The sequence below is a fragment of the Arthrobacter sp. GMC3 genome, from assembly GCF_002929305.1.
GTDB lineage: Bacteria > Actinomycetota > Actinomycetes > Actinomycetales > Micrococcaceae > Specibacter.
Genome location: NZ_PJIO01000002.1, coordinates 493,380 through 517,534 on the forward strand (window position 1 = coordinate 493,380; position 24,155 = coordinate 517,534).

Genomic DNA, 24,155 nt, shown 5'->3' on the forward strand with positions numbered 1-24,155 from the left:
AACGGGTAAGCGGACAAAGTACTTTAATAGGCCAGAAACGTAGTTAAACAAAAAAGCGGCCCACCGAAGTGGACCGCTTTTCTTACTGTGCGCGCGAAGGGACTCGAACCCCCAACCTCCTGATCCGTAGTCAGGTGCTCTATCCATTGAGCTACGCACGCATATTCTGTTTCTATGTTTCTATGTTTCTTTGTTGACCCTCGGGCCGTGAATAACTCTAACCCGACATGGCCCTCGCGCACAAATCGAAGAAGCTCCAAATGGCGGTGTTCCCCGACACTAGACCGGTCTAGGTGATCTGCATCACAAATGATAACCATAACAATATGTGAAAACCCCGAAAATCCGGCATTTTCCTCCTCGGTACCGGGTAGAGATCCCATGTCCAATGCCTGAAAGTGCCAATTTTGGGGCAATAGCATTTAGTCACCAACTGACTGACCCAATGAAGGGATACATGATGGGCCACGCGCCAGTGCAGGAATCTGTTGAGCAGGCAATGACCACCCACAGCGGCCTGGCCGCCTGGGTTGCGGAGGTTGCTGCGCTTACCCAGCCGGAGAATATTCACTGGGTGGACGGGTCGGAGCGCGAATATGCCCGGTTGACTGACGAGTTGGTCAGTGGCGGGACGTTCACCCGGCTCAATCCGGAACTGTTTCCGAATTCCTTTGCCGCGTTTTCAGATCCCAAGGATGTGGCCCGCGTCGAGGGCAGGACGTTCATCTGCTCCAAGAGCAAGCGCGACGCCGGGTTCACCAACAATTGGATGGAACCAACGGCCATGAAGGCGATCCTGGATGACAGGTTCGCCGGGAGCATGCGCGGACGCACCATGTACGTCATTCCCTTTGTCATGGGTCCGCTGGATGCTGAGGATCCCAAATACGGCGTCGAGATCACCGACTCCGCCTACGTGGTGACCTCGATGCGCATCATGGCACGCATCGGTACCGACGTTTTGCGTCAGCTCGAACTCACCAACGCCTTCTTTGTCCCGGCACTGCACTCCGTCGGCGCACCGCTGGCACCAGGCGAAAAGGACGTTGCCTGGCCGTGCAACGAAGAGAAGTGGATTGTGCACTTCCCCGAAGAGCGTTCCATCTTCTCCTACGGCTCCGGCTACGGCGGCAACGCGCTACTGGGCAAGAAGTGCTTTGCGCTGCGCATCGCCTCCGTCATGGCCCGTGACGAAGGCTGGCTGGCCGAGCACATGCTGATCCTGAAGCTCATCAGCCCCGAAAACAAGAGCTACCACGTGGCTGCCGCGTTCCCGTCGGCCTGTGGCAAGACCAACCTGGCGCTGCTGGAACCAACCATCCCCGGTTGGAAAGCTGAGACACTCGGCGATGACATCAACTGGATGCGCTTTGGCAAGGAAGGCGAACTGCGCGCGGTCAACCCAGAGGCAGGCCTATTTGGCGTGGCACCAGGCACCGGCTGGTCCACAAACCCGAACGCCATGGCCGCGATCGCCAAGGGCAATTCGGTCTTCACCAACGTTGCCTTGACCGACGACGGCGGCGTTTGGTGGGAGGGTATGACCGAGCAGGTGCCTGCTCACCTGACCGACTGGCAGGGCAATAGCTGGACGCCAGAATCTGGCCACCCCGCAGCGCACCCGAACTCACGGTTCTGCACACCCATCGATCAGGTGGACATGCTCTCCTCGGAGTACTACGCACCCGAAGGTGTTGAAATTAACGCCATCTTGTTCGGCGGACGTCGCAAAACCACAATTCCCCTGGTAACGCAGGCTCGCGACTGGACTCACGGCATCTTCATGGGTTCCACGCTGTCCTCGGAAACCACCGCGGCCGCCACAGGGGCAGTTGGCGTGGTCCGCCGTGACCCCATGGCCATGCTGCCGTTCATGGGCTACGACGCCGGCGACTACCTCAAGCACTGGATTGAGCTCTCCGCCAAGGCAAACCAGGCCCGGCTGCCGAAGATCTTCCTGGTGAACTGGTTCCGCCGCACCTCCAGCGGTGGCTTCGCCTGGCCTGGTTTCGGTGAGAACAGCCGCGTGCTCAAGTGGGTCGTGGAACGCCTTGAGGGTACCGCCGCTGCCGTGGAGACCCCCATTGGTTTGATCCCCGCCCCCGGCTCACTGGACCTGGCAGGTTTGGAGGTGCCGGAGTCGGACCTGCAGGACGCGCTCAAGGTGGTCCCGGCCGAATGGGACGAGGAGTTGAAGGGCATCCACGAGTGGTACGCCCGCTTCGGTGATTCCCTGCCAACGGAAATGTCAGCCCAGCTGGATGACTTGAAGGCCCGCTTCGCTCTCTAGTCGCCGCCGCGCCACGGCTCCTGCTGTGGCGCGGCTTAGCGCGGGCGGGTCGTGCTAAGGGTGAGGGGCACAGGACCCTGTTGCTTGTCCTTGGACAGGCCGCCAATGGTTACGGTGTCCAAGGATAAGTAGAACGCCTCACGGGCACGGTTCAGCGCACCACGGAGTCCGCAGTCGTGCAACAGGGGGCAATCGCCTGCCTCCGAACGGCAGGCGGCCACGTCGTTGTGTTCATTCAGAGTACGCAGCACACCGCCCACGGAGATCTCCGTCCCGGCGGTGGAGATGCGCACGCCGCCGCTGCGCCCACGCACAGCCTCCACCAGACCCAAGTTGCGCAGCTTTAGCATCGACTTGCTGACGTGGTTGTACGGTGTGCCCACCATGTCGGCAACGCTTTGGGTCGTCAGGAGCTCCGATTTCCCGGAAGCGTTCAGGACCAGCAAGACGCGCAGACACACATCCGAGAACGCACTCAAACGCATTTAGTCACCCCAGATTTGGATCTCGCCAGGTTCCAAGAATGGATCGGCAAAGTCCCAACCTTCCGCAGTTTGCTTGTACGGGCGAACAGCGGAGACGCTCACGCCATGGCTGTGCTCGGCCATGATGTGGATGGCGTCGGTTGCGTCGTCCGGCAAGTGGATGTCGCAGACGACGGCGGCGGCACGGTTTTGCTCTTTTTGTTGGCCCAGAGCCTCGTAGAGGTCCGCGATCATGGTGTCGGCGTCGAGCTCGGTTTCCTCTTCGCCTTCCACGGTGTTCGGCGAGACGGCCACCAAGCTGATGTCGCCGTCGTTGCTGACCACCAAGGCCACCGGCAAGAACGCGCCGTGGGCTTCAATCTGGTCCCCGGCCACACCCAGTGCCGTGCCAATGAGCTTGTTCAAGTCGTCCTGGACCAGTGCGTCCTGGGCCGACTGCTCGCCGCTGACCTGCTCAGCCGCCGTGTTATTCGTATCCATCGGTACTCCTAAAAATGGGTATTACTGGCGGACCAGTGCCAGGACGGCGTCGCGGATGTCGGCCATAGTGCTGGCATCCACGGCCTCGGCGTTCAGTCGCAGGAAAGGTTCGGTGTTGGAGGCGCGCAGGTTGAACCACCACTGGCCGTTGTTGGCGATGAAGGTCAGGCCATCGAGCTCATCAATGGTGACTTCGTCATTAGTGTAGGCCGCACGGACGCGGGCCACAGCGGCAGGAACATCGGACAGCTGGGAGTTGATCTCGCCGCTGGAAACGTAGGGCTCGTATTCGCGCCCCAGCTCGGACAGCGGGCCATCCTGCTCGCCCAGGGCAGCCAGGACGTGCATGGCGGCCAACATGCCGGTGTCAGCGTTAAAGAAATCGCGGAAGTAGTAGTGCGCGGAGTGCTCTCCGCCAAACACGGCGCCTTCGGCAGCCATGGTGGCTTTGATGAAGGAGTGGCCCACACGGGTGCGCACCGGGCGGCCGCCGTCGTGCTCGATCAGTTCGGGCACGGCGCGCGAGGTGATGAGGTTGTGGATCACAGTGGGGTGTTCCTCGCCCAGAGCCTTGGCGCGGGCGATCTCGCGGCGAGCCACCAAAGCTGTCACAGCGGAGGGGGACAGTGGGGCGCCGAGTTCGTCGATGACAAAGCAGCGGTCCGCGTCGCCGTCGAACGCCAGGCCAATGTCTGCGCCATGCTTGACCACGGCCGCCTGGAGGTCCACCAGGTTGGCCGGCTCCAAGGGGTTGGCGGGGTGGTTGGGGAAAGTGCCGTCCAGCTCAAAGTACAGCGGCACGATCTCAAACGGCAGACCGGCCAGCAGGGTGTCGCCCAGGACGGCCGGGGTGGTCATGCCGGCCATGCCGTTGCCGGCGTCCACCACCACTTTCAGGGGGCGGGAGCCGGTCAGGTCCACCAGGGAGCGCAGGTACTCGGCGTAGTTCTTGAGAACGTCCGCCTCGGTGATGGTGCCCGTTGCCGGGGCGGTGGGGACGCCGTCGGTCAAGTATTTTTGGGCCAGGTCGCGGATGTCCATCAACCCGGTCTCGGAGGAAACGGGCACAGCGCCGGCCTTGGCCATCTTCATGCCGTTGTACTCGGCCGGGTTGTGGCTGGCGGTGAACACCGTTCCGGCTGCATTGAGTGAGCCACAGGCAAAGTACAGCTCGTCGGTGGAGATCAGGCCCAGGAGCTGGACGTTGGCGCCGCGACCGGCGGCACCGGTGGCAAACGCCTGGGAGAACTCGGGGGAGGAGGGACGCATGTCCCCGCCCACCAGCACGGTTTCGCCGGACAGGCCCAGTACATCGACAAATGCGGCGCCAACGGCGTGGACGGATTCGGCGGTGATGCTCTCGCCCACGATGCCGCGTACGTCATAGGCTTTGAAGGAGCTGGACAGGTCAACGGGTACATTCTCTGCAGTAGTCACGACACCATGGTACCGGGCACGAGTGACTAACCGGGATGGTTATCCACAGATTCGGTGGCCAGAGGGTTGAGGGGATTCCAATGTCGGTGGCCCCTGAAATACTTAGGACCATGACACCAAGCCAGTCCCAGTCCCTGCCGTCAACTGCCGTTGAGTCCTCCGCCACCCGCGAGCAGGCGTTGGTGGTGCTGCGAAAGCTGGTGGGGCGGGCGGATGCGGACTTCCACGACGGCCAGTTTGAGGCCATTGAGGCACTGGTCGACGCCGGACGGCGGGCTTTGGTGGTTCAGCGCACCGGTTGGGGGAAGTCGGCTGTGTACTTCGTGTCCTCGTTGCTGCTCCGGGCCAGGGGCGCCGGCCCCACGCTGATCGTCTCCCCGTTGCTGGCCCTGATGCGGGATCAGGTGGCCGCCGCCGAGCGGGCTGGGGTGCGTGCCATGGCCATCAACTCGGCCAACGCCACCGAATGGGATCTGGTCTCCGCGGCCCTGGCGGCTGACGAAGTGGATGTGCTGCTTGTCTCCCCGGAACGGCTGACCAACCCGTCCTTCAGGGAAAACCAGTTGCCCACCCTGATCCGCCGCACAGGGCTGCTGGTGATTGACGAGGCCCACTGCATCTCCGATTGGGGCCATGATTTCCGCCCCGACTACCGCCGGATCGCGGACCTCATAGCCCAGTTGCCGGCCTCGGTCCCGGTACTGGCCACCACGGCCACGGCAAATTCCCGGGTGGTTGCCGACATTGAGGAGCAGTTGGGTGCCGGCGTGTTCACCATTAGGGGACCGCTGGCGCGAAAGTCGCTCCGGCTGGGCGTGCTCCGCCTTGCCGAGTCACGGGACCGGCTGGGCTGGCTGCTCACTCACCTGGCCGAGCTGCCCGGCAGCGGCATTATCTACACCTTGACCGTCTCGGCCGCCGAGGACACGGCCCGCCTTTTGGCGGAGGCCGGGCATGCGGTCAAGGCGTATACGGGCCGAACTGACACCATGGAACGTGAAGCCCTGGAAGAGGCGCTCAAGGGCAATCAGGTCAAGGCCCTGGTTGCCACCAGCGCCCTGGGCATGGGCTTCGACAAACCAGACCTCGGGTTCGTGATTCACCTGGGTGCGCCGTCGTCCCCGGTGGCCTACTACCAGCAGGTGGGCCGTGCCGGCCGTGGCAGTGCCAACGCCGACGTCCTGCTCATGCCGGGGGCAGAGGACCAGGACATTTGGCAGTATTTCGCGACGGCTTCTATGCCGGCTCAGGACAAGGCCATGGCGGTTTTGGAGGCCCTGGGTGGGGCCGCCAAACCCATGTCGACTCCCGCACTGGAAGCCCGTGTGGACTTGCGGCGCACCCCGCTGGAACTGCTCCTGAAGGTCTTGGCAGTGGACGGGGCCGTGCGGAGGGTCTCCGGTGGCTGGGAATCGACGGGGCAACCGTGGTTTTACGACATCGAACGCTATGAACGCATTGCCCAGGCCCGTGTGGACGAGCAGCAGTCAATGATTGTGTACGAGAAAATGTCCGGCTGCAGGATGGAGTACTTGGCATCCGCCCTCGATGACACCACGGCGGCTCCCTGCGGGCGGTGTGATTCGTGCGCCGGACGGTGGTTCCCCACGGACATAGGCTCCGGCGCCGTGGAGGCTGCAGGCGAATCTCTGAACCATGCCGGACTGCCCATTGATCCGCGCACACTCTGGCCCACGGGCATGGACAGGCTGGGCGTACCGGTAAAGGGCAAGCTCAAGGCCGACGAACAAGTGCAGCAGGGACGGGTGCTCGCCAGAATGACGGACCTGGGGTGGGGCAATTCGCTGCGGGCCATGTTCGCCGCAGGGGCGCCGGACGCGCCGCTCGATCCTGCCATGGCGCAGGCAGTGGTGGGTGTGCTGCGCGATTGGGGTCAGGCGAGGTGGGCCGGTGCTGGCCGCCCGGTAGCCGTGGTCTCCATGCCGTCCCGTACCCGGCCCGAGTTGGTGCGCTCGCTGGCGCAGGCCATGTGTGAGATTGGCAAGTTGCCGTACCTGGGGGAGCTGTCCTACGAATTTGGCGGGCCCACCGGGCAGCGCGGTGGCAACAGCGCCTACCGTTTGGCCGGAGTCTGGGACCGGATCTCGGTAGGTCCGGACCTTGCCGCCGCACTCGCCGCGTATCCGGGTGGGCCGGTCCTGCTGATCGATGACCTCGTGGATAGCCGCTGGACGCTGACGGTCGCCGGCCGGGCCCTGCGTCTTGCCGGTGCCACCCAGGTGCTGCCGCTGGTCCTGGCACAGGCGGCGTAGCCGGCCCGGCTGCGCGAGAAGTGCGGCTCTCCACCAAAATGGGGGCTGGTGCCCGCACCGAGCCACCAGCCCCCATTTTCGCTTCGCGCCGGACTTTTCGGCGCCCCATGGGTGACGCCGCGTTGTTTTGTTTGGTTCTACTCGCCGGCGGGGCGGATACGGAGGGCTTGCATGCCGCCGTCGACGGCAATCGAGGTGCCGGTGGTGGAGCCCGAGAGGGGGCTGGCCAGGTAGGCCACCGCTCCCGCCACTTCCTCGGCCTTCACTAGACGGCCGTGCGGCTGTCGCGCGTTCAATGCGGCGCGTTCTGCGGCTGGATCAGCGGCGCTGGAGAGCAAACGGCCCACCCACGGGGTGTCGGCGGTGCCGGGGTTCACGCAGTTGACGCGAACACCTTCACGCAAATGATCGGCTGCCATCGCCTGGGTCAATGACAGCACAGCGCCCTTGGTGGCCGAGTACAACGCGCGTTGGGGCAGGCCGGCAGTGGCCGCGATGGAGCAGGTGTTGACAATGGCGGCGGCGGTGGACTGGCGCAGGTGCGGCAGTGCCGCCCGGCTCACCCTGACCATGCCGATGACGTTGATGTCCCAGACGCGAGCCCATTCGGCGTCGTCGTTGTCCTCAACGGTGCCCTGAGCGCCAATGCCGGCATTGTTAATGACAATGTCCACGCCACCAAACGCTGCCACTGTGCCGTCGATCGCGGCCTTGACCGATGCATCGTTGGCGACGTCGCAGACAAAACCAAGCTGACCGGCGGGGAGTTCGGTGGGGTTGAGGTCAAGTACGGCGACCTGAGCGCCCATGGCCTGCAGCCTTTCGGCAATCGCAGCCCCAATGCCTGATGCGCCGCCGGTGACAACTGCTGTAAGTGATGAAAGTTCCTGGCTCATCTAGGCCTCCTGTGAAGTGGTGGTGGTTCCTGCCCGGAAGAACTCTTGGCGCTGGCGGCCCAAACCGGCAATTTCAACTTCCACCACGTCGCCGTCATGGATGTAGGGGAAGCGCCCGGAGAGGGCGACGCCTTCGGGGGTGCCGGTCAAAACTACGTCGCCCGGTTCCAGCACCATGTACTGGCTCAGGTGGTGAATGACTGTGGGGACGTCGAAGATCAGATCGGCGGTATTGGAATCCTGGCGAGGCTCGCCGTTGACCCAGCTGCGCAAGCGCAGATTGTTGGCGTCGACGTCGGAGGCCGGCACCAGCCACGGACCCAGCGGGGTGGATTTGGGCAGCGACTTGCCCTTGGTCCACTGGCCGGCTGCACCGGGGATCTGGTACTCGCGCTCGGAAAGGTCGTTGGCAACCACATAGCCGGCCACCGCGGAGGCGGCTTCTTCAACGCTGGAAAGGTAGCTAACCTCGCGCCCGATCACCACCGCTAGTTCCACTTCCCAGTCGTACTTGGCTGAGAGCGGCGGGATCGGTGAGGGGTCGTTGGGGCCAACCACCGTGTTGTTCGGCTTCAGGAAGACCACCGGGATGGTGGGCGGCAGCGCTCCCGATTCGGCCGCATGCGCGGCGTAGTTCATGCCAATGCAGATGACGCTGTTGGGCCGGGCGATGGGGGATCCGATCCGCAAGGCCTCGGCACCTTCCAGCTCGGGGAGTTCACCGCGTTCGACGGCGGCACTCAGGGTTGCAAGCCCGTTGCCTGCCAGGAAGTCGCCGGTGATATCGGCGGTGATGCTGCGGGCGTCATAAATCCGCTCGGCACCGTTGGGGTCGGTGGAGATGGCAACAGGGATTTCCGCACCCTGGGAGCCAAGACGTGCAATCTTCATGGATTTCATTCCTCCGTGACCGCTGAAACTGGCGGTCGTAGTGTGCCTAAGGACCTATCCGGCGCCTTAACATCTGAGCTTTTAGGCCACTTTACCCATAACTTTCGGTAAATTCAGCATTATTGCCCACATTGACATGCAAAACATCCGATGTTTAGCTTGAGCTAACTTTTCTCTGACCATCCCCCAACTTGCAGGAGCAACAATCGTGAGCACAGTCATTGCCGTGGAGACCAGCGACGTTCGTTTTCCGACGTCGCGCGATTTGGATGGCTCGGACGCCATGAACCCGGATCCTGACTATTCCGCGGCCTACCTGCGCGTGGTGACTGACAGTGAAGACGGTCACGAAGGACATGGTTTTGTGTTCACGATTGGCCGCGGTAACGATGTGGAAACCGCCGCCATCAAGGCCCTTACCCCCTACCTCCTGAACCGCAACGTTGAAGAGCTGATTGCCGACATGGGTGCAACCTGGAAGGAGCTGGCCCACGATTCCCAGCTGCGCTGGCTGGGGCCGGAAAAGGGCGTCATGCACATGGCTATCGGCGCGGTCATCAATGCGCTCTGGGATCTGAAGGCCAAGCGTGCCGGACTTCCCCTGTGGCAGCTACTGGCACAAATGACGCCGGAGGAACTGGTCGACCTGGTGGACTTCCGCTACCTCACTGACGCCTTGACGCGTGCCGAGGCCCTGGAAATTCTGTCGGCGGCCGTGCCGGGCCGTGCCGAACGCACCGCTACTTTGCTGGCGGAGGGCTACCCGGGATACACAACGACGCCGGGCTGGCTGGGGTACTCGGATGAGAAGCTGACCCGTCTGGCCCACGAGGCCGTGGCGGACGGTTTCAAGCAGATCAAACTCAAGGTCGGGGCCGACTTGAACGATGACATTCGCCGTTTGCGTGCAGCCCGCGCCGCCGTTGGACCCGATATTAAGATTGCCGTGGACGCTAACCAGCGCTGGGACGTGGCAGAAGCCATCGAATGGATGAGCCACCTGGCCGAGTTCGACATCGCCTGGATTGAGGAGCCCACCAGCCCCGATGACATTTTGGGCCATGCGGCCATTGCCCGTGGCGTGGCCCCCATTCCTGTTGCTACTGGCGAGCATGTGCAAAACAGGGTGGTGTTCAAGCAGATGTTGCAGGCCGATGCGCTCCAGGTGCTGCAAATCGACGCCGCCCGGGTGGCAGGTGTCAACGAGAATGTGGCCATTTTGCTGCTCGCGGCCAAGTTCGGTGTCCGGGTGTGCCCGCACGCAGGAGGGGTGGGGCTCTGCGAGGCCGTGCAGCACCTTTCAATGTTTGACTTCGTGGCGGTGTCCGGCAAAAAGGATGACCGCATGATTGAATTTGTGGATCACCTGCACGAACACTTCATCACCCCCATTGACGTCCACGACGGCTGCTACTTTCCGCCCACAACTCCCGGTGGTGGCAGCGAAATGCATGCTGCCTCGATCGCCGAGTACACCTTCCCGGACGGTGGCTTCTGGCGTGCGGACGCCCAGGCTCAGGACGCGCACCATAAGAAAGTGACGGTTTAGGGCTATGCCGGAGCAAGTTCACATCGATCACGCGCCGTGGTTCACCGAAGACCGTTTTGGCATGTTTGTGCACTGGGGCTTGTACTCTCTGGCGGCCCGGCACGAATGGGTCAAGTACAGGGAGGAGATCTCCACGGCGGGGTATCAAAAATACTTTGACCACTTTGACCCCGATCTTTACGATCCACGCGAATGGGCGGCCGCGGCTAAAAAGGCTGGCATGAAGTACGTAGTGCTGACCACCAAGCACCACGACGGATTCTGTTTGTGGGATTCAGCCTTGACCGACTACAAGGCCAGCAACACGCCATACGGCAAAGACTTACTGGCACCTTATGTTGCGGCGTTGCGCGAGGCCGGCCTCAAAGTCGGTTTCTACCACTCGGTCATCGATTGGCATCACCCCGATTTTGCCATTGACGGCAACCACTCCGAGCGGAACAACCCGGCTGCGGCGGAGCTCAACAAGACCCGCGACGGCGCCAAATACAGAGAGTACCTCCACGGTCAGGTCCGCGAACTGCTGAGCAACTATGGCCAGATCGACTACCTGTTCTTCGACTTCTCCTACCCCACTGTTGGCGGCACCGCCTCGGCCGGGACAAAGTTCCCGGGCAAGGGCCGCAAGGACTGGGGCTCTGAGGAACTCATGGGCATGATCCGTGAACTGCAACCCGGGATCGTGGTCAATGACCGCCTGGATTACCCCGGCGACTTCGTTACCCCGGAGCAGTATCAGCCTGCCGGGGCCATGTTCAGCGGTGGCAAGGAAGTGCCGTGGGAGGCCTGCCAGACACTCAATGGCAGCTGGGGTTATGACCGGGACAACCTTGACTACAAATCCGCGGACCTATTGGTGCGAATGCTGATCGATGGGGTTTCTAAGGGCGGCAACCTGCTGCTCAATGTGGGCCCCACAGCCCGCGGTGAGATTGATTCGCGTGCCCACGACGCGCTGGACGGCATGGGTGAATGGATGCGCGTCCACAGCAGATCCATCTACGGTGCGGGCGCTGCCGATGCGTTGGCGCCGCTGGATGCGCGATACACCCGCCGCGGTAACCGGCTGTATCTGCACCTTTTTGCGTGGCCATTCCAGTTTGTTCACCTGCCCGGCCTTGCCGGGAAAGTGAAGTACGCCCAGCTGCTCAACGATGCCTCCGAGGTGGCCATGATGGTCCTTGAACCGGGTCAGGAGGCCGGGCACATGACCCCGGCCGGTCAAGACGCCGGGACCCTGACACTGAAACTTCCGGTGCAGCGCCCCAACGTGGCAGTGCCCGTCATCGAGCTGTTCCTCAACGACGAAAGTGATTTCTGATGCAAAAGATCGCCCTGCACACCAGGCTCAAGCCCGGCAAGGAAGCCGAATACGAATCCGTCCATGCGGCCATCAGCGACGAACTCGACGCGGCCATGCGCGCAGCTGGTGTGCATCATTGGGATATTTGGCGCAGCGGACGCGAGCTTTTCCATGTGGTTGAGGTGGACGATTACCAGGCCACGCGCAAGGAACTCGCCACCAACCCCGTGAACATCGCCTGGCAGGCCGTCATGGCAGAGCTGCTCGAGGTGGAGGACGACTACTCGGGCAATGACATGGGCCTGGCGAAAGTGTGGGAGCTGCCATGAGCGTTCCGGAACTTGGCCGATTGGGCTTTGGTGCCGCGGGCATCGGCAATCTTTACCGTGCCATGGACGACGCCGTTGCTACCGCCACCGTTGCCGCCGCGTGGGACGCCGGCATCAGGTACTTTGACACGGCCCCGCACTACGGGCTGGGCTTGTCGGAGCGTCGCTTGGGTTCCTACTTGGCCACAAAACCGCGCGAGGAGTTTGTCATCTCCACTAAGGTGGGCCGCGTCCTGGACCCGGTTGCCAACCCAACGGGAGCCAAGGACTCCGACGGTTTTGATGTGCCCGCGGACACCGTGCGCCGCTGGGACCCGTCGGAGTCGGGCATCCGGCGCAGCATCGAGGACTCTCTCGAACGGCTGGGCCTGGACCGCATCGACATCGCCTACCTCCACGATCCCGACGTTTACGGCTTGGATGAAGGCATCCGCCAGGCGCTGCCGGCCCTGGAGAAGCTCCGTGCCGAGGGCCTGGTCGGGGCCATCGGGGTGGGAGCGAACTCCTCCCAGGCCCTGCGCGAATGTGTGCTCGCAGCAGACCTTGACCTGATCATGCTGGCCGGGCGCTACACACTGCTGGAACAGCCAGCCGCCGCCGATCTGCTGCCCTTGTGCGCCGAACGCGGTGTGGGCGTGGCCAATTGCGGCGTCTACAACTCTGGCCTGCTGGCCCGCCCAGTGGTTCCCGAGGATGCGCACTACAACTACGCCCCGGCGCCGGAAGATATTCTGGCGCGTGCCAAAGCGTTGGCTGCCTGCTGCCAGGAGTTCGGTGTGGAACTTCCGACGGCGGCCCTTCAATTCGCCGCCAACCACCCTGTAGTGCGCACAGTAGTTGTTGGCGCCAGCACCCCGCAACAGATAACCCAAAATGCGCAGCGAATGACAACACCGGTGCCGGCTCAATTGTGGACCGAAATGGTGAGCCGCGGGCTGCTAGCGGAGGAACTCATTCATGCCTAAGACGGCAGATCAGTCGGGCGACGGCGTCGTACGCCTTGATTCCCATCTTCATCTGTGGGAGCTGGGGGAGGGGCAGTATTCCTGGCTGAGCCCGGCGTCGGGGCCGCTGTATGAGACATTCACTGTGGAGCAGGCCAAGGAAACACTGACCGCCGCGGGAGTTCAGCGCGCCATTTTGGTGCAGGCGGATGACACCGCCGCGGACACTGTAGCCATGCTGGACAACGCTGCCGCTCATGACTTCATTGCGGGAGTGGTGGGTTGGTTGCCGCTGGAGGATCCGGCGGCAGCCCAAGCTCTGCTGGAAAAGTGGTTGCAGCATCCCAAGTTTTGCGGGGTGCGGACTCTGATTCACGATGACCCGCGGCCGGACGTACTGGAGATCCCTGCGGTACGGGAGTCCTTGTCCATGCTGGCCCGCGCGGGCTTGCCTTTTGATGTGCCGAATGCGTTCCCGCGATACCTGGGGCAGACGGCGAAATTGGCTGCCGACATGCCGGAATTGACTCTAGTGCTGGACCATCTGGGCAAACCGCCCAGGTCAGACGGGGCCGCCGAGATGGCCAGATGGGAACAACAGCTGCGTGCGGTTGCCGCCTTGCCCAATACGGTTGCAAAAGTTTCCGGGCTGCATTGCGATGGTGTCGAGTACTCCGCGGAGGCCTTGGAACAGGTGTGGACTGTGGCGTTGGACGCCTTCGGCCCGGAACGGCTCATGTTTGGCGGTGACTGGCCGGTGAGCCTGCTCGGCGCCGGCTACACGCGAACTGTTGAGGTCATGGCCGCCCTTCTTGAGCCCTTGAGCACCGCAGAAGCAGCCGATATTTGGTCGGCCACAGCGGTCCGCGTCTATTCTCGATAACATTTCCACAAACATCCGATGTTTTAGTGTAAAAAGTTCCAATTTGTGTCCCACATAACATATAGTGATGTTGGTTTAGTGGCGTCGGTAATGAAGTTCTGAGTCAAAGAACGCTGACGTGGCGGTATTTATATGCAATTCACTTGATTTTTGTGTGGGGCAATCGATCCCATCAAGAGGTCTGATGTCGGATCCTAGTAACGAGGCTTGAGAGGGCAGTATGAGCAACCATCTTCTTCGCATGAGCGGGGTGAACAAGAGTTTCCCTGGTGTCAAGGCATTGTCAGAGATGCAGTTGGATCTGGGCTACAACGAGGTTCTGGCCCTGGTCGGCGAGAACGGTGCAGGCAAGTCCACACTCATGAAGTTGCTCTCCGGAATCTATGTTCCAGACTCGGGCAAGTTTGAAATTGACGGCGAAGAAGTCGTCATTGCGGGCACCAAACATGCGCAGGAACTAGGCATCAGCATCATCCATCAGGAATTCAACCTGATGCAGGACCTCACGGTGGCCCAAAACATTTACATTGGTCGTGAGCCGCGGGTGGCTGGTCTCTTCCTGAGCGAACGCCGCTTGAACCGCAAGGCCCAATTCCTGTTCGATAAAATCAACATTGACCTGGACCCGAAGGCTCGCGTTGGGGATCTGACAGTTGCCAAGCAACAAATGGTGGAAATCGCCAAGGCCCTCTCCTACAAGTCACGCATTCTGATCATGGATGAGCCCACTGCAGCCTTGAACGACGCCGAAGTGGCCACCTTGCATGAGCTGATCCGAAACTTCACCAACGAAAAAACCGGTGTCATCTACATCTCCCACCGAATGGATGAGCTCAAGGCCATCTCCAACCGCATCAGCGTCATCCGCGACGGCGAGTACATCGATACGGTCGATACCGCTGAAACCACTATGGCCGAGGTCATCAACTTGATGGTCGGCCGTGAAATTTCTGGCAACCAGCGTCCGGAAGCAATCTCCCACGCCAACGACGTCGTCTTGAAGGTGACGGGCCTTTGCACCAAGGACCTTCTGGAAAATGTCAGCTTTGAGCTGCACAAGGGTGAAATCCTGGGCTTCGCCGGACTCATGGGCGCAGGCCGGACCGAAGTGGCCCGCGCCCTTGTGGGTGCCGACAGAATCAGTTCAGGAACCATTGAGCTCAACGGCAACCCGGTGACCATTGGGAACCCGGCCGTCGCCGCCAACCTGGGCCTTGGCTACCTCTCTGAAGACCGCAAACATCTTGGATTGATGCTTGAACGCGACGTCAAGGACAACATTGCGCTGAGCTCGCTGAAGATGTTCTCCCGCATGGGCGTGCTGGACAATCGCGCCATGAAAGCCACGGCCACCGAATATATTGACAAGCTGCGCATCAAGACGCCCTCCAGCGCTCAAGCCGCCAAGAATCTCTCCGGTGGCAACCAGCAAAAAATCGCCATTGCCAAATGGCTTGTGAAGGACTGCGACATCCTCATCTTCGATGAGCCCACACGAGGTATTGACGTCGGCGCCAAGGAGGAGATCTACGCACTCCTGAACGATCTGGCGGCACAAGGAAAGTCCATCATCATGATCTCCTCGGAACTGCCCGAAGTCCTGCGGCTTTCCCACCGGATCGCCGTGATGTGCGAGGGGCGGCTCACTGGCTTCCTTTCCAATGCCGAAGCCAACCAGGTGAACATCATGGCCTTGGCCACGCAAAATGTTGAAGATGCCACCGCCAGCAACCCTGCCAGCGCGCAGCGCTAAACCAAGACAAGAAAGTAAAGGCTAAGACATGACCTTGGTAAAGGAAACTGCGCAAGCTAGCAAGATTGCCAGTGACAAGAAATCAGAAATGGCAACCCGGATACGGGCCAGCTTCCAGCAGTTACTGGCATTTGCCAGTTTGTTGGCGCTGGTGGTGTTCTTCTCCGTGGCCAGCGAGAACTTCTATCAAGCAGGAAACCTCTCCAACATCCTGCTCTCCACAGTGGTTACGGGTCTATTGGCACTCGGTACCACGTTTGTCATCATCACCGGTGGCATCGACCTCTCCATCGGCACGGGCATGACGCTCTGCTCGGTCATGACGGCGTGGTTCATGACTCAGCTGGGGTTTCCCATGATCCTGGGTGTGCTGGCAGGTGTGGCCTTCGGCGCCCTCATCGGCAGCGTCAACGGGTTCTTTGTCGCGGTACTAAAAATCCCGTCCTTCATTGCCACCCTGGCCATGATGATGGTGGCCGCAGGATTGGCCTTGGTCATCTCCGGCACCAAGCCCATCTATACCAATGAGGTCGCGGGCTTCCAGAAGATCTTTGCCCTGGGCAAGTCGATCCCAGGCCTAGTCATCCCCAATGCCGTGTTCATCTTGTTCGCGGCCGCCATCATTGCCGGCCTGATCCTGTCAAAGACAGTCCTTGGCCGCTACACGTACTCAATTGGCAGCAACGAGCAGGCCACGGCACTCTCCGGTGTGAACGTGACCAAGTGGACCGTGCTGATCTACACCCTGGCGGGATCCTTCACGGGCCTGGCCGGCGTCATCGCCACTGCGCGTTTGAACTCAGCCCAGCCCGCAGGTGGCATGGGCTTGGAACTCCAGGCGATCGCCGCCGTCGTGATTGGTGGAACATCCCTCCAAGGCGGCAAGGGTTCAATCATTGGCACAGTGATCGGTGCGCTGATCATGTCCGTGCTCACTAACGGTCTGACGCTGATGTCTATCCCGCAGGAATGGCAGCAAGTGGCCGTGGGAGTGGTCATCATCCTCGCCGTTTACCTGGACATGATGCGCCGCAAAAAGACCGCCAAATAGACTTTTCCCGCTTTCCCAGCAATGCAAAATCGATTCATCCATAAAGTTCTCACAAAGGAGTAAGAAAATCATGCAAAGAAGAAAATTTCTCTCGCTTGCCTCTATCGCGGCATTGTCCCTGAGCGTTGCCGCGTGCGACACCCAGGCAGCGACACCCGGTGCCGGCAGCAGTGACGGCAAGAAACCCTACATCGCGATCGTTTCAAAGGGCTTCCAGCACCAGTTCTGGCAGTCCGTGAAGCAGGGTGCAGAGAACGCGGCCAAGGAATTCAACGTCGATATATCCTTCGAGGGCCCGGATAAGGAAACCAACGTTTCCCAGCAGATGGATCAGCTGAACAACGCCATGGCCAAGAATCCCCAGGCCCTGGCCCTCGCGGCCCTTGACTCGAAGGCCGCCGAAGGTGTGCTGCAGGACGCCAAGAGCAAGAACATCCCTGTTATTGCCTTTGACTCCGGTGTCGACTCCGATATCCCGTTGGCAACCGCCTCCACGGACAACAAGGCTGCCGCCGCGGAAGCTGCAAAGCATATGGCCGAGCTGCTGGGCAAGAAGGGTGACATCGCCATCATCGGCCACTCCCAGACGGCCACATCAGGTACCGACCGTCGCGACGGCTTCGTTGACTACTTGAAGACCAACGCCCCGGACATCAAAATCGTTGACATCCAGTACGCCGATGGCGACCAGGCCAAGTCCACCGACGCTGCCAAGGCCATCATGACCGCCTACCCGAACCTGGCCGGCATGTACGGCACCAACGAAGGTGCCGCAATCGGCGTCGTCAACGCTGTCAAGGAAGCCGGCAAGTCCGGCAAGCTGGTAATCGTTGGCTTCGACTCCGGCAAGGCCCAGATGGACGCCATCAAGGACGGGCTGATGGCAGGCGCTGTCACCCAGAACCCCGTTGGCATTGGCTACGAGACCGTGAAGGCAGCCGTTGCCGCCATCAAGGGCGAAAAGGTTGAGAAGGTCATCGACACCGGCTTCTACTGGTATGACAAGACCAACATTGCCGATCCCAAGATCGCGGCGAACCTCTACGAGTAGATCCTTCGCACCAGGCCCGCAGAAAACGGCGAAAATTCACGGTTTTGACGTGTTATTCACCGTTTCCTGCGGGCCAATTCGTTTTAACGTCCGACGGCGGGCCCTCTGGTTCTGGCGAAGGCCCGCCTGTTAGGAAAGCCTAGAGGGCTTGGCGCAGCCAGTGCTCGACGCCGCTGATGTGGACTGTCAGGAGGGCCTTGGCCAATTCGGCGTCACCGCGTGCCAAGGCGTCGACAATGCCGATGTGCTCGGTCAAGGTGCGGTCAACGGCGGCGTCTTGGGTGATGCCACGCCAAACGCGTGCGCGAACAGTGTTGCTGTTCAATCCGTCCAGGACGCTGGTCAGGTAGGAATTGTTCGCAGCGGTGGCGATCAGGCTATGGAAGAGGAGGTCGTGTTCGACGAGGGCTTCCACGCCGGTGTCAGCGCTGATGCCCGCAACGCTGGCCCGTAGCGCAGCGATTTGCTCGGCAGTAATCCGCCCGGCGGCCATAGCCGCTGCAGCGGGTTCTAGTATCCGGCGAACCTCAAAGATTTCAAGGATCGACTTGTCCTGGTGCAGATCCACAATGAAGGTCAAGGCCTCGGCGAGCAGTTTGGGTTCCAGGCTGGTGACGTACGTGCCGTCCCCGCGGCGGACATCCAGAACACGAATGATTTCCAGGGCCTTGACGGCTTCACGCAGCGAACTGCGGGACAACCCCAGTTTTTCGCTGAGTTCCTTCTCCGGCGGGAGCCGGTCGCCGGCTGCGAGCTCGCCGGAGATGATCATGTCCTTGATCTTGGTGATTGCTTCGTCGGTAACGGCCATGAAGCAATTCTATTGGTCGGATGTTTGTTTTCGCCGCAAACCCGCTCCGCCAGGGGCGGCGCAAAGCACACAAAAAAGCACCCCTGAATCAATCAGGGGTGCTTTTTCTCTGCGGAGACGGGGAGATTTGAACTCCCGGTGGAGTTGTGCCCCACACTTCATTAGCAGTGAAGCCCATTCGGCCGCTCTGGCACGTCTCCAGCACTGGCTAAGGTAGAAGCCCCTAACCAGCATCCCAAACTTTACCCAGTAGAACCGGCCAAAGCAAAACGAGGGCAAGGGGTCGGCCAAATTGGCGCCGAGATGACCGCGGCGTCAGAGCCCGCCGGTGAGTGCACGCCACAGGAATTCGTGCGATGCCGTGTGCAGCCGGGCCGCCTGGGCGTTATTGCCAGCGCCGGCATGGCCGCCCTCCAACGCCTCGTGGAACCACACTGGAATTCCCAGGGACTCCATCCGGGCAGCCATCTTCCGGGCCTGCACGGGCCCCACCCGGTCATCGGAGGTGGCGGTCCAAATGAACGTTGCCGGATACTGAACACCGGCCCGCAGCAGGTGGTACGGCGAGAACGTCTTGATGAACTCCCAATCTGCGGGCACGTCCGGGTCGCCGTATTCGGCAATCCACGACGCCCCGGCGGAGAGTTTGGTGTACCGGCGCATATCCAGCAAAGGCACCCCGCAGGAGATAGCCCCAAACAACTCCGGGTAGTGGGTGAGCATGTTGCCCACCAGCAGCCCACCATTGCTGCCGCCGGCGCACCCGAGCCTGGAGGGTGAGGCCACTCCACGGGCGGTCAGGTCGGCGGCCACGGCGGCAAAGTCCTGGTAGGCGCGGTGACGGTTTTCGCGCAGCGCTGCAGTGTGCCAGTCTGGCCCGTACTCGCCGCCGCCGCGGATGTTCGCGACAACATAGACGCCGCCGCGGGTCACCGAATCGACCACCTCGCGCCTTTCCAACCAGGTCCTGCCCACGGTTCCGCTGTAGGCGGGTGTTCGGGAGACCTCAAATCCGCCGTAGCCGCTGAGCAGGGTGGGGTTGCCGCCGTCGAGCACCAGATCCTTGGGGCCCACCTGGAAGTAGGGCACCCGGGTGCCATCTAGGGAGGTAGCGAAGTGTTGCTCAACCGCATAGTCGCCCTCGTTGAAGAACGACGGCGCCTCCCGAACCAACTCCGCAGGCGCACCGCCGTCGGAAGTCAGGGTGCCCCGGTAGAGTGTGGCCGGGGTAAGGAATCCAGTGGCGAGGAGCCAATAGTCGTTGCCGGTTTCAAGGTCCTGGTCGTCCACGGCATAGGCGTCCACGGAGTGAAGTGGCGGGCAGGCATCGAGCCCGGTGGCGGCCCAGCCCTGCTCCGGGTCCAGCACCAGAATGGTGGAGGAAACGTCCTCGAGCAGATTCAGAAGCAGGAAGTCCTTGGTCCAGCTCCACGACTGTAGGGACTGGGTGTGACTCGGCGCGAAGACGGTACGCAGCTCCCGGCTGCCGGCAAGAAAGGCGTCCAGCTCGATCACCAGCAAGGTGCCCGCGCCGTGCGTCGCGCCGGCCACTGTCCACTCTGTACGGGGGCGCAGGAGCAGCCATTGGCGGTGCAGGGAAACATTCATGTCATCGGGGACGTCAATGTGCACCCATTCCGTGCCAACGCGCAGGTAGCTGCGGCTGTTGAAGAAATCCAGCACGTCATACGCCACGTCCCGCTCGAAGCCGGGCGTGCTGCTGTGGGACACGCCGCCGCTGAGATGATCCAACGGCACCGAAAACAGTGGCTCCTTGGCGGCAAGGTCGCTAAAGGATTCGCCACGGCGCAACACGCGCGCCGCAGCCGGGTAGGAGGACGCCGTCATGGATCCCTCCCCGGTGTCCGTCCCGACGTACAGGGTGTCGGCGTCGAGCCAGCTCAGACGGGTCTTCGCCGTCGGAAGTTCAAAGCCGGCCTCCACAAAGTCCAGGGAGTCCAGATCGAATTCCCGGTAGGCCACGGCGTCGCCGCCGTCGGGGGAGAACGCCACCATGGCATGCCTGTACTGCTCTCCCGGGGCCGGGCGCAAGAAAGTGGCACCCGCCCACAGCCAGTCGACGCCTCCACTGGCGCACAGGGCATCAACGTCAAGCAAAACCTGCCAGGCGGGTGCGCCGGAAACATAACTTTCCCACGTGGTGCGCCGCCAGATGCCGCGGGGATTGGCCTCATCACGCCAAAAGTTGTAATACCAATCCCCGCGCTTGGACACCATGGGAATCCGGTCCTTGGAATCGAGCACCTCAAGCACCGACGCCTCAAGCGCCGAGTAGGCCGGGTTCACCAAGGCGGCATCGGTGCGGGCATTGCGCTCGCGGACCCACGCCATGGCGGCGTCGCCGTGAATGTCCTCCAGCCACAGGTTTTCATCGGCGGGCTGCTCGGCAAGGGTGGGGGCGGTATCTGTCATAGCCCCATCCTAGGCATCGCACCGGGCAGGGGAATCGCGCCCGCCGGGCCCGCGGCGTTCTTACGGTCCAGGCTGGCGGGGCGCTCGGTTAAGCTGAGGGGGTGGAATCAACGGGCAGCCAGAGCGTAGTCATTGTGGGGGCGGGGCCCCGTGGGACTTCCGTCATGGAACGCCTCTTGGCCCAATATGCCAGCCTGCCAGCCGCAGGAACCCGGCGTGCGCTGAACATCCACCTGGTGGATCCTTTCCCGCCGGGTCCGGGCCATGTGTGGCGCACTGACCAGTCCCGGCTGTTTCTGATGAACACGCAGGCGTTCTTTCCAACACTGGTTCCCGACCAAGGCGTCACGGCCCAGCCGCTAGCCGGGTGCAGCTTCAACGAATGGCGCCATACCCAACGCACGGATCCCGACGCGACGCTTAGTGTGGGGGACCGGACGGAACTTGCCGCGCTCGCAGCCACCGACTTTCCCAGCCGAGCCCTCTACGGGCGCTACCTGAGCTGGTGCTTTGCCCAGCTCACCAGCAACCTGCCCGACGGCGTCACTGTCACCCACCACGCCACCGTTGCCCAACGTGTGGCGAGGGACTACGGCAACGGCGGGTTCGACGTCGTCCTGCAAAACGGTGATCGGCTCCACACGGACAGCGTGGTGCTGGCGTTGGGCCATGTGGATGCCAAATTGAGCCCGGCTCAACGAGAGCTGCGCGATGAAGCCCGCACCCTTGGCCTGTCCTATTTCCCGCCCGCGGTGCCCAATGACGTTGACTGGGACCAGCTGCCCGCAGGCGTTACCATCCTGGTGCGGGGCATGGGGCTGAACTTTTTTGATGTTCTGGGGCAGTTGACGGAAGGTCGTGGCGGGCGTTTCGAGCGGACCGGACATGGTGCCGGTCAAGCGCTGGCGTACCTGCCATCCGGCACGGAACCGGTCATTGTGGGGGCCTCGCGCCGCGGCACCCCGTACCGGGCCAAGGCCGAGCTGGCCAGCTACTACCCGTCCAGCGTGGAGCTGCGGTTCCTCAACGAGGACGCAGTGACGGCCATGGGCGCCACAGCAGGTTTTGACCACGACATTTGGCCGTTGCTGCACAGGGACACGCTCTGGGCGTACTACTCCACCTTGGCGCGCAGCCGGGCTGATGCGGTTCCCGCGGGGTTTCTGGGCGAGCTGGATGAGTTGCTGCATTCCGGGCTCGACGGCGACGGGCTCGACTGGTCTGAGCGTCTCGCCTCGCTGGTGGGCGCCCACATTGCGCCCGGTGACCGGCTGGACCTGCCGGGGTTGGCCAAGCCGTTGTCCCGTTCGCCCATCCGGTCCGGGCAGACCCACCGTTTTTCCTCGCAAGCCCACCTTGACGCGGCAGTCTTGGAGTATTTGAGCGATGACGCTGCGGGTTCCTTCCGTGGTGAAGCGGATCCGGTCAAGATGGCCATTGGGGCGTTGAATGCCGGCCGGGCCGTCATCAAGTCCCTTGTGGCGGACAGCGGGATCACGCAGGAGTCGTGGCTGGGCGAGTTGCGCGGCTGGTTTGAATCGTTCGTGGAGGGGCTGGCCAGCGGCCCGCCAGCGCTGCGCATGGAGCAGCTGGCCGCCTTGGTGCGGGCAGGTGTGGTGCACTTTGCCGGGCCGGACCCCATCTTCCGGATCGCCCACGGGGTGTTTTCGGTGAGCTCCCCGTGGGTGGACGCCCAGCCGTGGGAATCCCGCCACCTGGTGGAGGCACTGGCACCGGCCAACAGGGTGGCGGGCAGTGACTCCGTGCTCCTGAACAACCTGCTGGCCGACGGCCTGGCCAGGCCTCGTGTCATGCTCGCAGCCGACGGCGAAGCGGTGGTGACCAGCGGCATGGACGTTTCCACATCCCCCTACCAGCCCGTGGATGGTGCCGGGGCTCGGGTTCCGGGCCTGTACGTTCTGGGCCTGCAACTCTCCTCTGCACAGTGGGGCACAGCCATCGCCGCTCAGGCAAACGCCGAGTACCGCAGCGGCTACCGCACCGTCCTTGACGCTGACGCGATAGCCGCAGCCATCCTGGGCAGCTAACCGGGCCACAAAAAAGGGAAGCAGCCTCGTGATGAGACTGCTTCCCTTGTCAGCGCGGAAGGTGCGAGATTCGAACTCGCGGTACGGGGTTACCGCACACTGGTTTTCAAGACCAGCTCCATCGGCCGCTCGGACAACCTTCCTTACACTAGTAGTGTTTCATAAGCAGGGCGGTGCCACCAAAGTGAGCGGTTCCGGTGAGAGAAGATTTGCGCCCGTCGAGGCGTTGAAAATGTATGTGGAGAGTGTCATGAAGGCAATTGTTGCCCCGCAAGCGGGCGGCCCGGAGGTTTTGACCCTGGCCGACGTTCCAGCACCCGTTCCGGGAGCAGGCGAGGTGCTCATTGATGTGGTTGCCGCCGGAATCAACCGGGCTGACGTCCAGCAGCGCCGCGGTTTTTACCCGCCACCGCCGGGCGCGTCAGAGATTTTGGGCTTGGAAGTTTCAGGACGTATTGCCGGGTTCGGCCCAGGGGTGACCAAGCCGTTCACGGTGGGCCAGAAGGTGGTGGCACTGCTGACAGGTGGCGGATACGCCCAGCAGGTGGCCGTTCCCGCGGGCCAGGTCCTGCCCCTGCCTGACGGAATTGATATTGTTACCGCCGCGTCATTGCCCGAGGTCACTGCCACGGTCTACTCCAACTTGTTCATGACCGCGTTGTTGCAACCTGGTGAAACGGTACTCATCCATGGTGGGACCGGCGGCATCGGCGTCATGGCGGTGCAGATGGCCAAAGCCGCCGGCGCCTTCGTCATTGCCACGGCCGGCAGTGACGAAAAAGTAGCCACGCTGACCAGCTACCTGGGCGCGGACGTTGCCATTAACTACCGCACGCAGGACTTTGTGAAAGTTGTCCAAGATCACACCGAGGGGCGGGGTGCGAACGTGATCCTCGACGTCGTCGGTGCCAAGTACCTCCAGCAAAACGTGGCTGCGCTTGCCATGTACGGACGCTTGGTGGTTATTGGCTTGCAGGGCGGGGCCACTGCGGAGCTGAACCTTGGCACCCTGCTGGCCAAGCGGGCCGCGGTCATCGGCACCACCTTGCGTGGGCGTCCGGTGGTGGAAAAATCCGCGATCATGGACGGTGTCCGCGACCATGTCTGGCCGCTGCTGGCCAACGGCACTCTTAAAACGGTGGTGGACAAGACATTCCCGTTGTCCCAGGCTCCGGCCGCCCACGCGTACTTCGACTCCGGGGCACATATGGGCAAGGTTCTGCTGACGCTCTAAGGCGGATACAAGAA

Annotated in this window: 19 protein-coding genes and 3 tRNA genes; 12 read left to right on the forward strand and 10 right to left on the reverse strand. The window is 62.1% G+C overall.

The window, feature by feature from the left end; translation table 11 throughout:
• Window positions 1–88: 88 nt before the first annotated feature.
• Window positions 89–161: transfer RNA gene (locus tag CXQ94_RS05745), tRNA-Arg, on the reverse strand.
• A 284-nt stretch (window positions 162–445) separates the two neighbouring features.
• Here CXQ94_RS05745 and CXQ94_RS05750 point away from each other — a divergent pair.
• Window positions 446–2,290, forward strand: a complete 1,845-nt coding sequence (locus CXQ94_RS05750; protein WP_258066772.1) for a phosphoenolpyruvate carboxykinase (GTP) — start codon at window positions 446–448, stop codon at window positions 2,288–2,290.
• A 35-nt stretch (window positions 2,291–2,325) separates the two neighbouring features.
• Here CXQ94_RS05750 and CXQ94_RS05755 read toward each other — a convergent pair whose 3' ends face one another.
• From CXQ94_RS05755 to CXQ94_RS05765, 3 genes are read right to left on the reverse strand one after another with little or no spacing between them, the layout of a single operon-like run.
• Complete coding sequence (locus CXQ94_RS05755) at window positions 2,326–2,775, reverse strand: Rrf2 family transcriptional regulator (protein ID WP_104087229.1); 450 nt, start codon at window positions 2,773–2,775, stop codon at window positions 2,326–2,328.
• Window positions 2,776–3,255, reverse strand: a complete 480-nt coding sequence (locus tag CXQ94_RS05760) for a hypothetical protein (RefSeq protein WP_104087230.1) — start codon at window positions 3,253–3,255, stop codon at window positions 2,776–2,778.
• Between the two features lie 21 nt (window positions 3,256–3,276).
• The gene (locus CXQ94_RS05765; protein WP_104087231.1) at window positions 3,277–4,692 is read right to left on the reverse strand and encodes a phosphomannomutase/phosphoglucomutase; all 1,416 of its coding nucleotides are present in this window, start codon (window positions 4,690–4,692) and stop codon (window positions 3,277–3,279) included.
• 110 nt (window positions 4,693–4,802) lie between these two features.
• Between CXQ94_RS05765 and CXQ94_RS05770 the strand changes: the two genes are divergently transcribed.
• Window positions 4,803–6,965 (forward strand): RecQ family ATP-dependent DNA helicase, encoded by a 2,163-nt coding sequence (locus CXQ94_RS05770; RefSeq protein ID WP_104087232.1) that lies wholly within the window; start codon window positions 4,803–4,805, stop codon window positions 6,963–6,965.
• A gap of 137 nt (window positions 6,966–7,102) precedes the next feature.
• Here CXQ94_RS05770 and CXQ94_RS05775 read toward each other — a convergent pair whose 3' ends face one another.
• On the reverse strand, window positions 7,103–7,861 hold the full coding sequence (locus CXQ94_RS05775; protein ID WP_104087233.1) for an SDR family NAD(P)-dependent oxidoreductase: 759 nt from the start codon (window positions 7,859–7,861) through the stop codon (window positions 7,103–7,105).
• Window positions 7,862–8,752 carry a fumarylacetoacetate hydrolase family protein gene (locus CXQ94_RS05780; protein WP_104087234.1) on the reverse strand — a complete coding sequence of 297 codons (891 nt, stop codon included), beginning with the start codon at window positions 8,750–8,752 and terminating at the stop codon, window positions 7,862–7,864.
• Between the two features lie 208 nt (window positions 8,753–8,960).
• Here CXQ94_RS05780 and CXQ94_RS05785 point away from each other — a divergent pair, with 208 nt between their 5' ends.
• The 8 genes from CXQ94_RS05785 to CXQ94_RS05820 all read left to right on the forward strand — a co-directional run bounded on the left by CXQ94_RS05785 (window position 8,961) and on the right by CXQ94_RS05820 (window position 17,615).
• Window positions 8,961–10,301, forward strand: a complete 1,341-nt coding sequence (locus CXQ94_RS05785; protein WP_104087235.1) for an enolase C-terminal domain-like protein — start codon at window positions 8,961–8,963, stop codon at window positions 10,299–10,301.
• A 4-nt stretch (window positions 10,302–10,305) separates the two neighbouring features.
• A complete protein-coding gene (locus tag CXQ94_RS05790) occupies window positions 10,306–11,622 on the forward strand; it encodes an alpha-L-fucosidase (protein WP_104087236.1) in 1,317 nt (438 codons plus the stop codon).
• On the forward strand, window positions 11,622–11,933 hold the full coding sequence (locus CXQ94_RS05795; protein WP_104087237.1) for an L-rhamnose mutarotase: 312 nt from the start codon (window positions 11,622–11,624) through the stop codon (window positions 11,931–11,933). The genes CXQ94_RS05790 and CXQ94_RS05795 overlap by 1 nt, the downstream gene beginning before the upstream one ends.
• Window positions 11,930–12,898, forward strand: a complete 969-nt coding sequence (locus CXQ94_RS05800; protein ID WP_104087238.1) for an aldo/keto reductase — start codon at window positions 11,930–11,932, stop codon at window positions 12,896–12,898. Before CXQ94_RS05795 ends, CXQ94_RS05800 begins: the two co-directional genes overlap by 4 nt.
• Window positions 12,891–13,760, forward strand: coding sequence for an amidohydrolase (locus CXQ94_RS05805; RefSeq protein WP_104087239.1), 870 nt, complete (start codon window positions 12,891–12,893; stop codon window positions 13,758–13,760). The genes CXQ94_RS05800 and CXQ94_RS05805 overlap by 8 nt, the downstream gene beginning before the upstream one ends.
• A gap of 220 nt (window positions 13,761–13,980) precedes the next feature.
• Window positions 13,981–15,513: a sugar ABC transporter ATP-binding protein gene (locus tag CXQ94_RS05810; RefSeq protein ID WP_104087240.1), complete on the forward strand. Its 1,533-nt coding sequence runs from the start codon at window positions 13,981–13,983 to the stop codon at window positions 15,511–15,513.
• Between the two features lie 28 nt (window positions 15,514–15,541).
• A complete protein-coding gene (locus CXQ94_RS05815) occupies window positions 15,542–16,564 on the forward strand; it encodes an ABC transporter permease (RefSeq protein WP_104087241.1) in 1,023 nt (340 codons plus the stop codon).
• 70 nt (window positions 16,565–16,634) lie between these two features.
• The gene (locus tag CXQ94_RS05820; RefSeq protein WP_104087242.1) at window positions 16,635–17,615 is read left to right on the forward strand and encodes an ABC transporter substrate-binding protein; all 981 of its coding nucleotides are present in this window, start codon (window positions 16,635–16,637) and stop codon (window positions 17,613–17,615) included.
• Window positions 17,616–17,754: 139 nt separating this feature from the next.
• Here CXQ94_RS05820 and CXQ94_RS05825 read toward each other — a convergent pair whose 3' ends face one another.
• From CXQ94_RS05825 to CXQ94_RS05835, 3 genes are all read right to left on the reverse strand, one after another.
• A complete protein-coding gene (locus CXQ94_RS05825; protein ID WP_104087243.1) occupies window positions 17,755–18,426 on the reverse strand; it encodes a FadR/GntR family transcriptional regulator in 672 nt (223 codons plus the stop codon).
• Between the two features lie 112 nt (window positions 18,427–18,538).
• Window positions 18,539–18,626 (reverse strand) — tRNA-Ser (locus CXQ94_RS05830).
• A 115-nt stretch (window positions 18,627–18,741) separates the two neighbouring features.
• Window positions 18,742–20,859: a prolyl oligopeptidase family protein gene (locus CXQ94_RS05835; RefSeq protein ID WP_104087244.1), complete on the reverse strand. Its 2,118-nt coding sequence runs from the start codon at window positions 20,857–20,859 to the stop codon at window positions 18,742–18,744.
• Between the two features lie 101 nt (window positions 20,860–20,960).
• On the opposite strand from CXQ94_RS05835, the gene CXQ94_RS05840 reads away from it, so the two are divergent.
• Complete coding sequence (locus tag CXQ94_RS05840) at window positions 20,961–22,907, forward strand: FAD/NAD(P)-binding domain-containing protein (RefSeq protein ID WP_104087245.1); 1,947 nt, start codon at window positions 20,961–20,963, stop codon at window positions 22,905–22,907.
• Between the two features lie 55 nt (window positions 22,908–22,962).
• On the opposite strand, the gene CXQ94_RS05845 is transcribed toward CXQ94_RS05840, so the two are convergent.
• A tRNA-Ser gene (locus CXQ94_RS05845) sits at window positions 22,963–23,050 on the reverse strand.
• Between the two features lie 107 nt (window positions 23,051–23,157).
• Here CXQ94_RS05845 and CXQ94_RS05850 point away from each other — a divergent pair.
• On the forward strand, window positions 23,158–24,141 hold the full coding sequence (locus CXQ94_RS05850; RefSeq protein WP_104087246.1) for an NAD(P)H-quinone oxidoreductase: 984 nt from the start codon (window positions 23,158–23,160) through the stop codon (window positions 24,139–24,141).
• The last annotated feature ends 14 nt before the right edge of the window (window positions 24,142–24,155 follow it).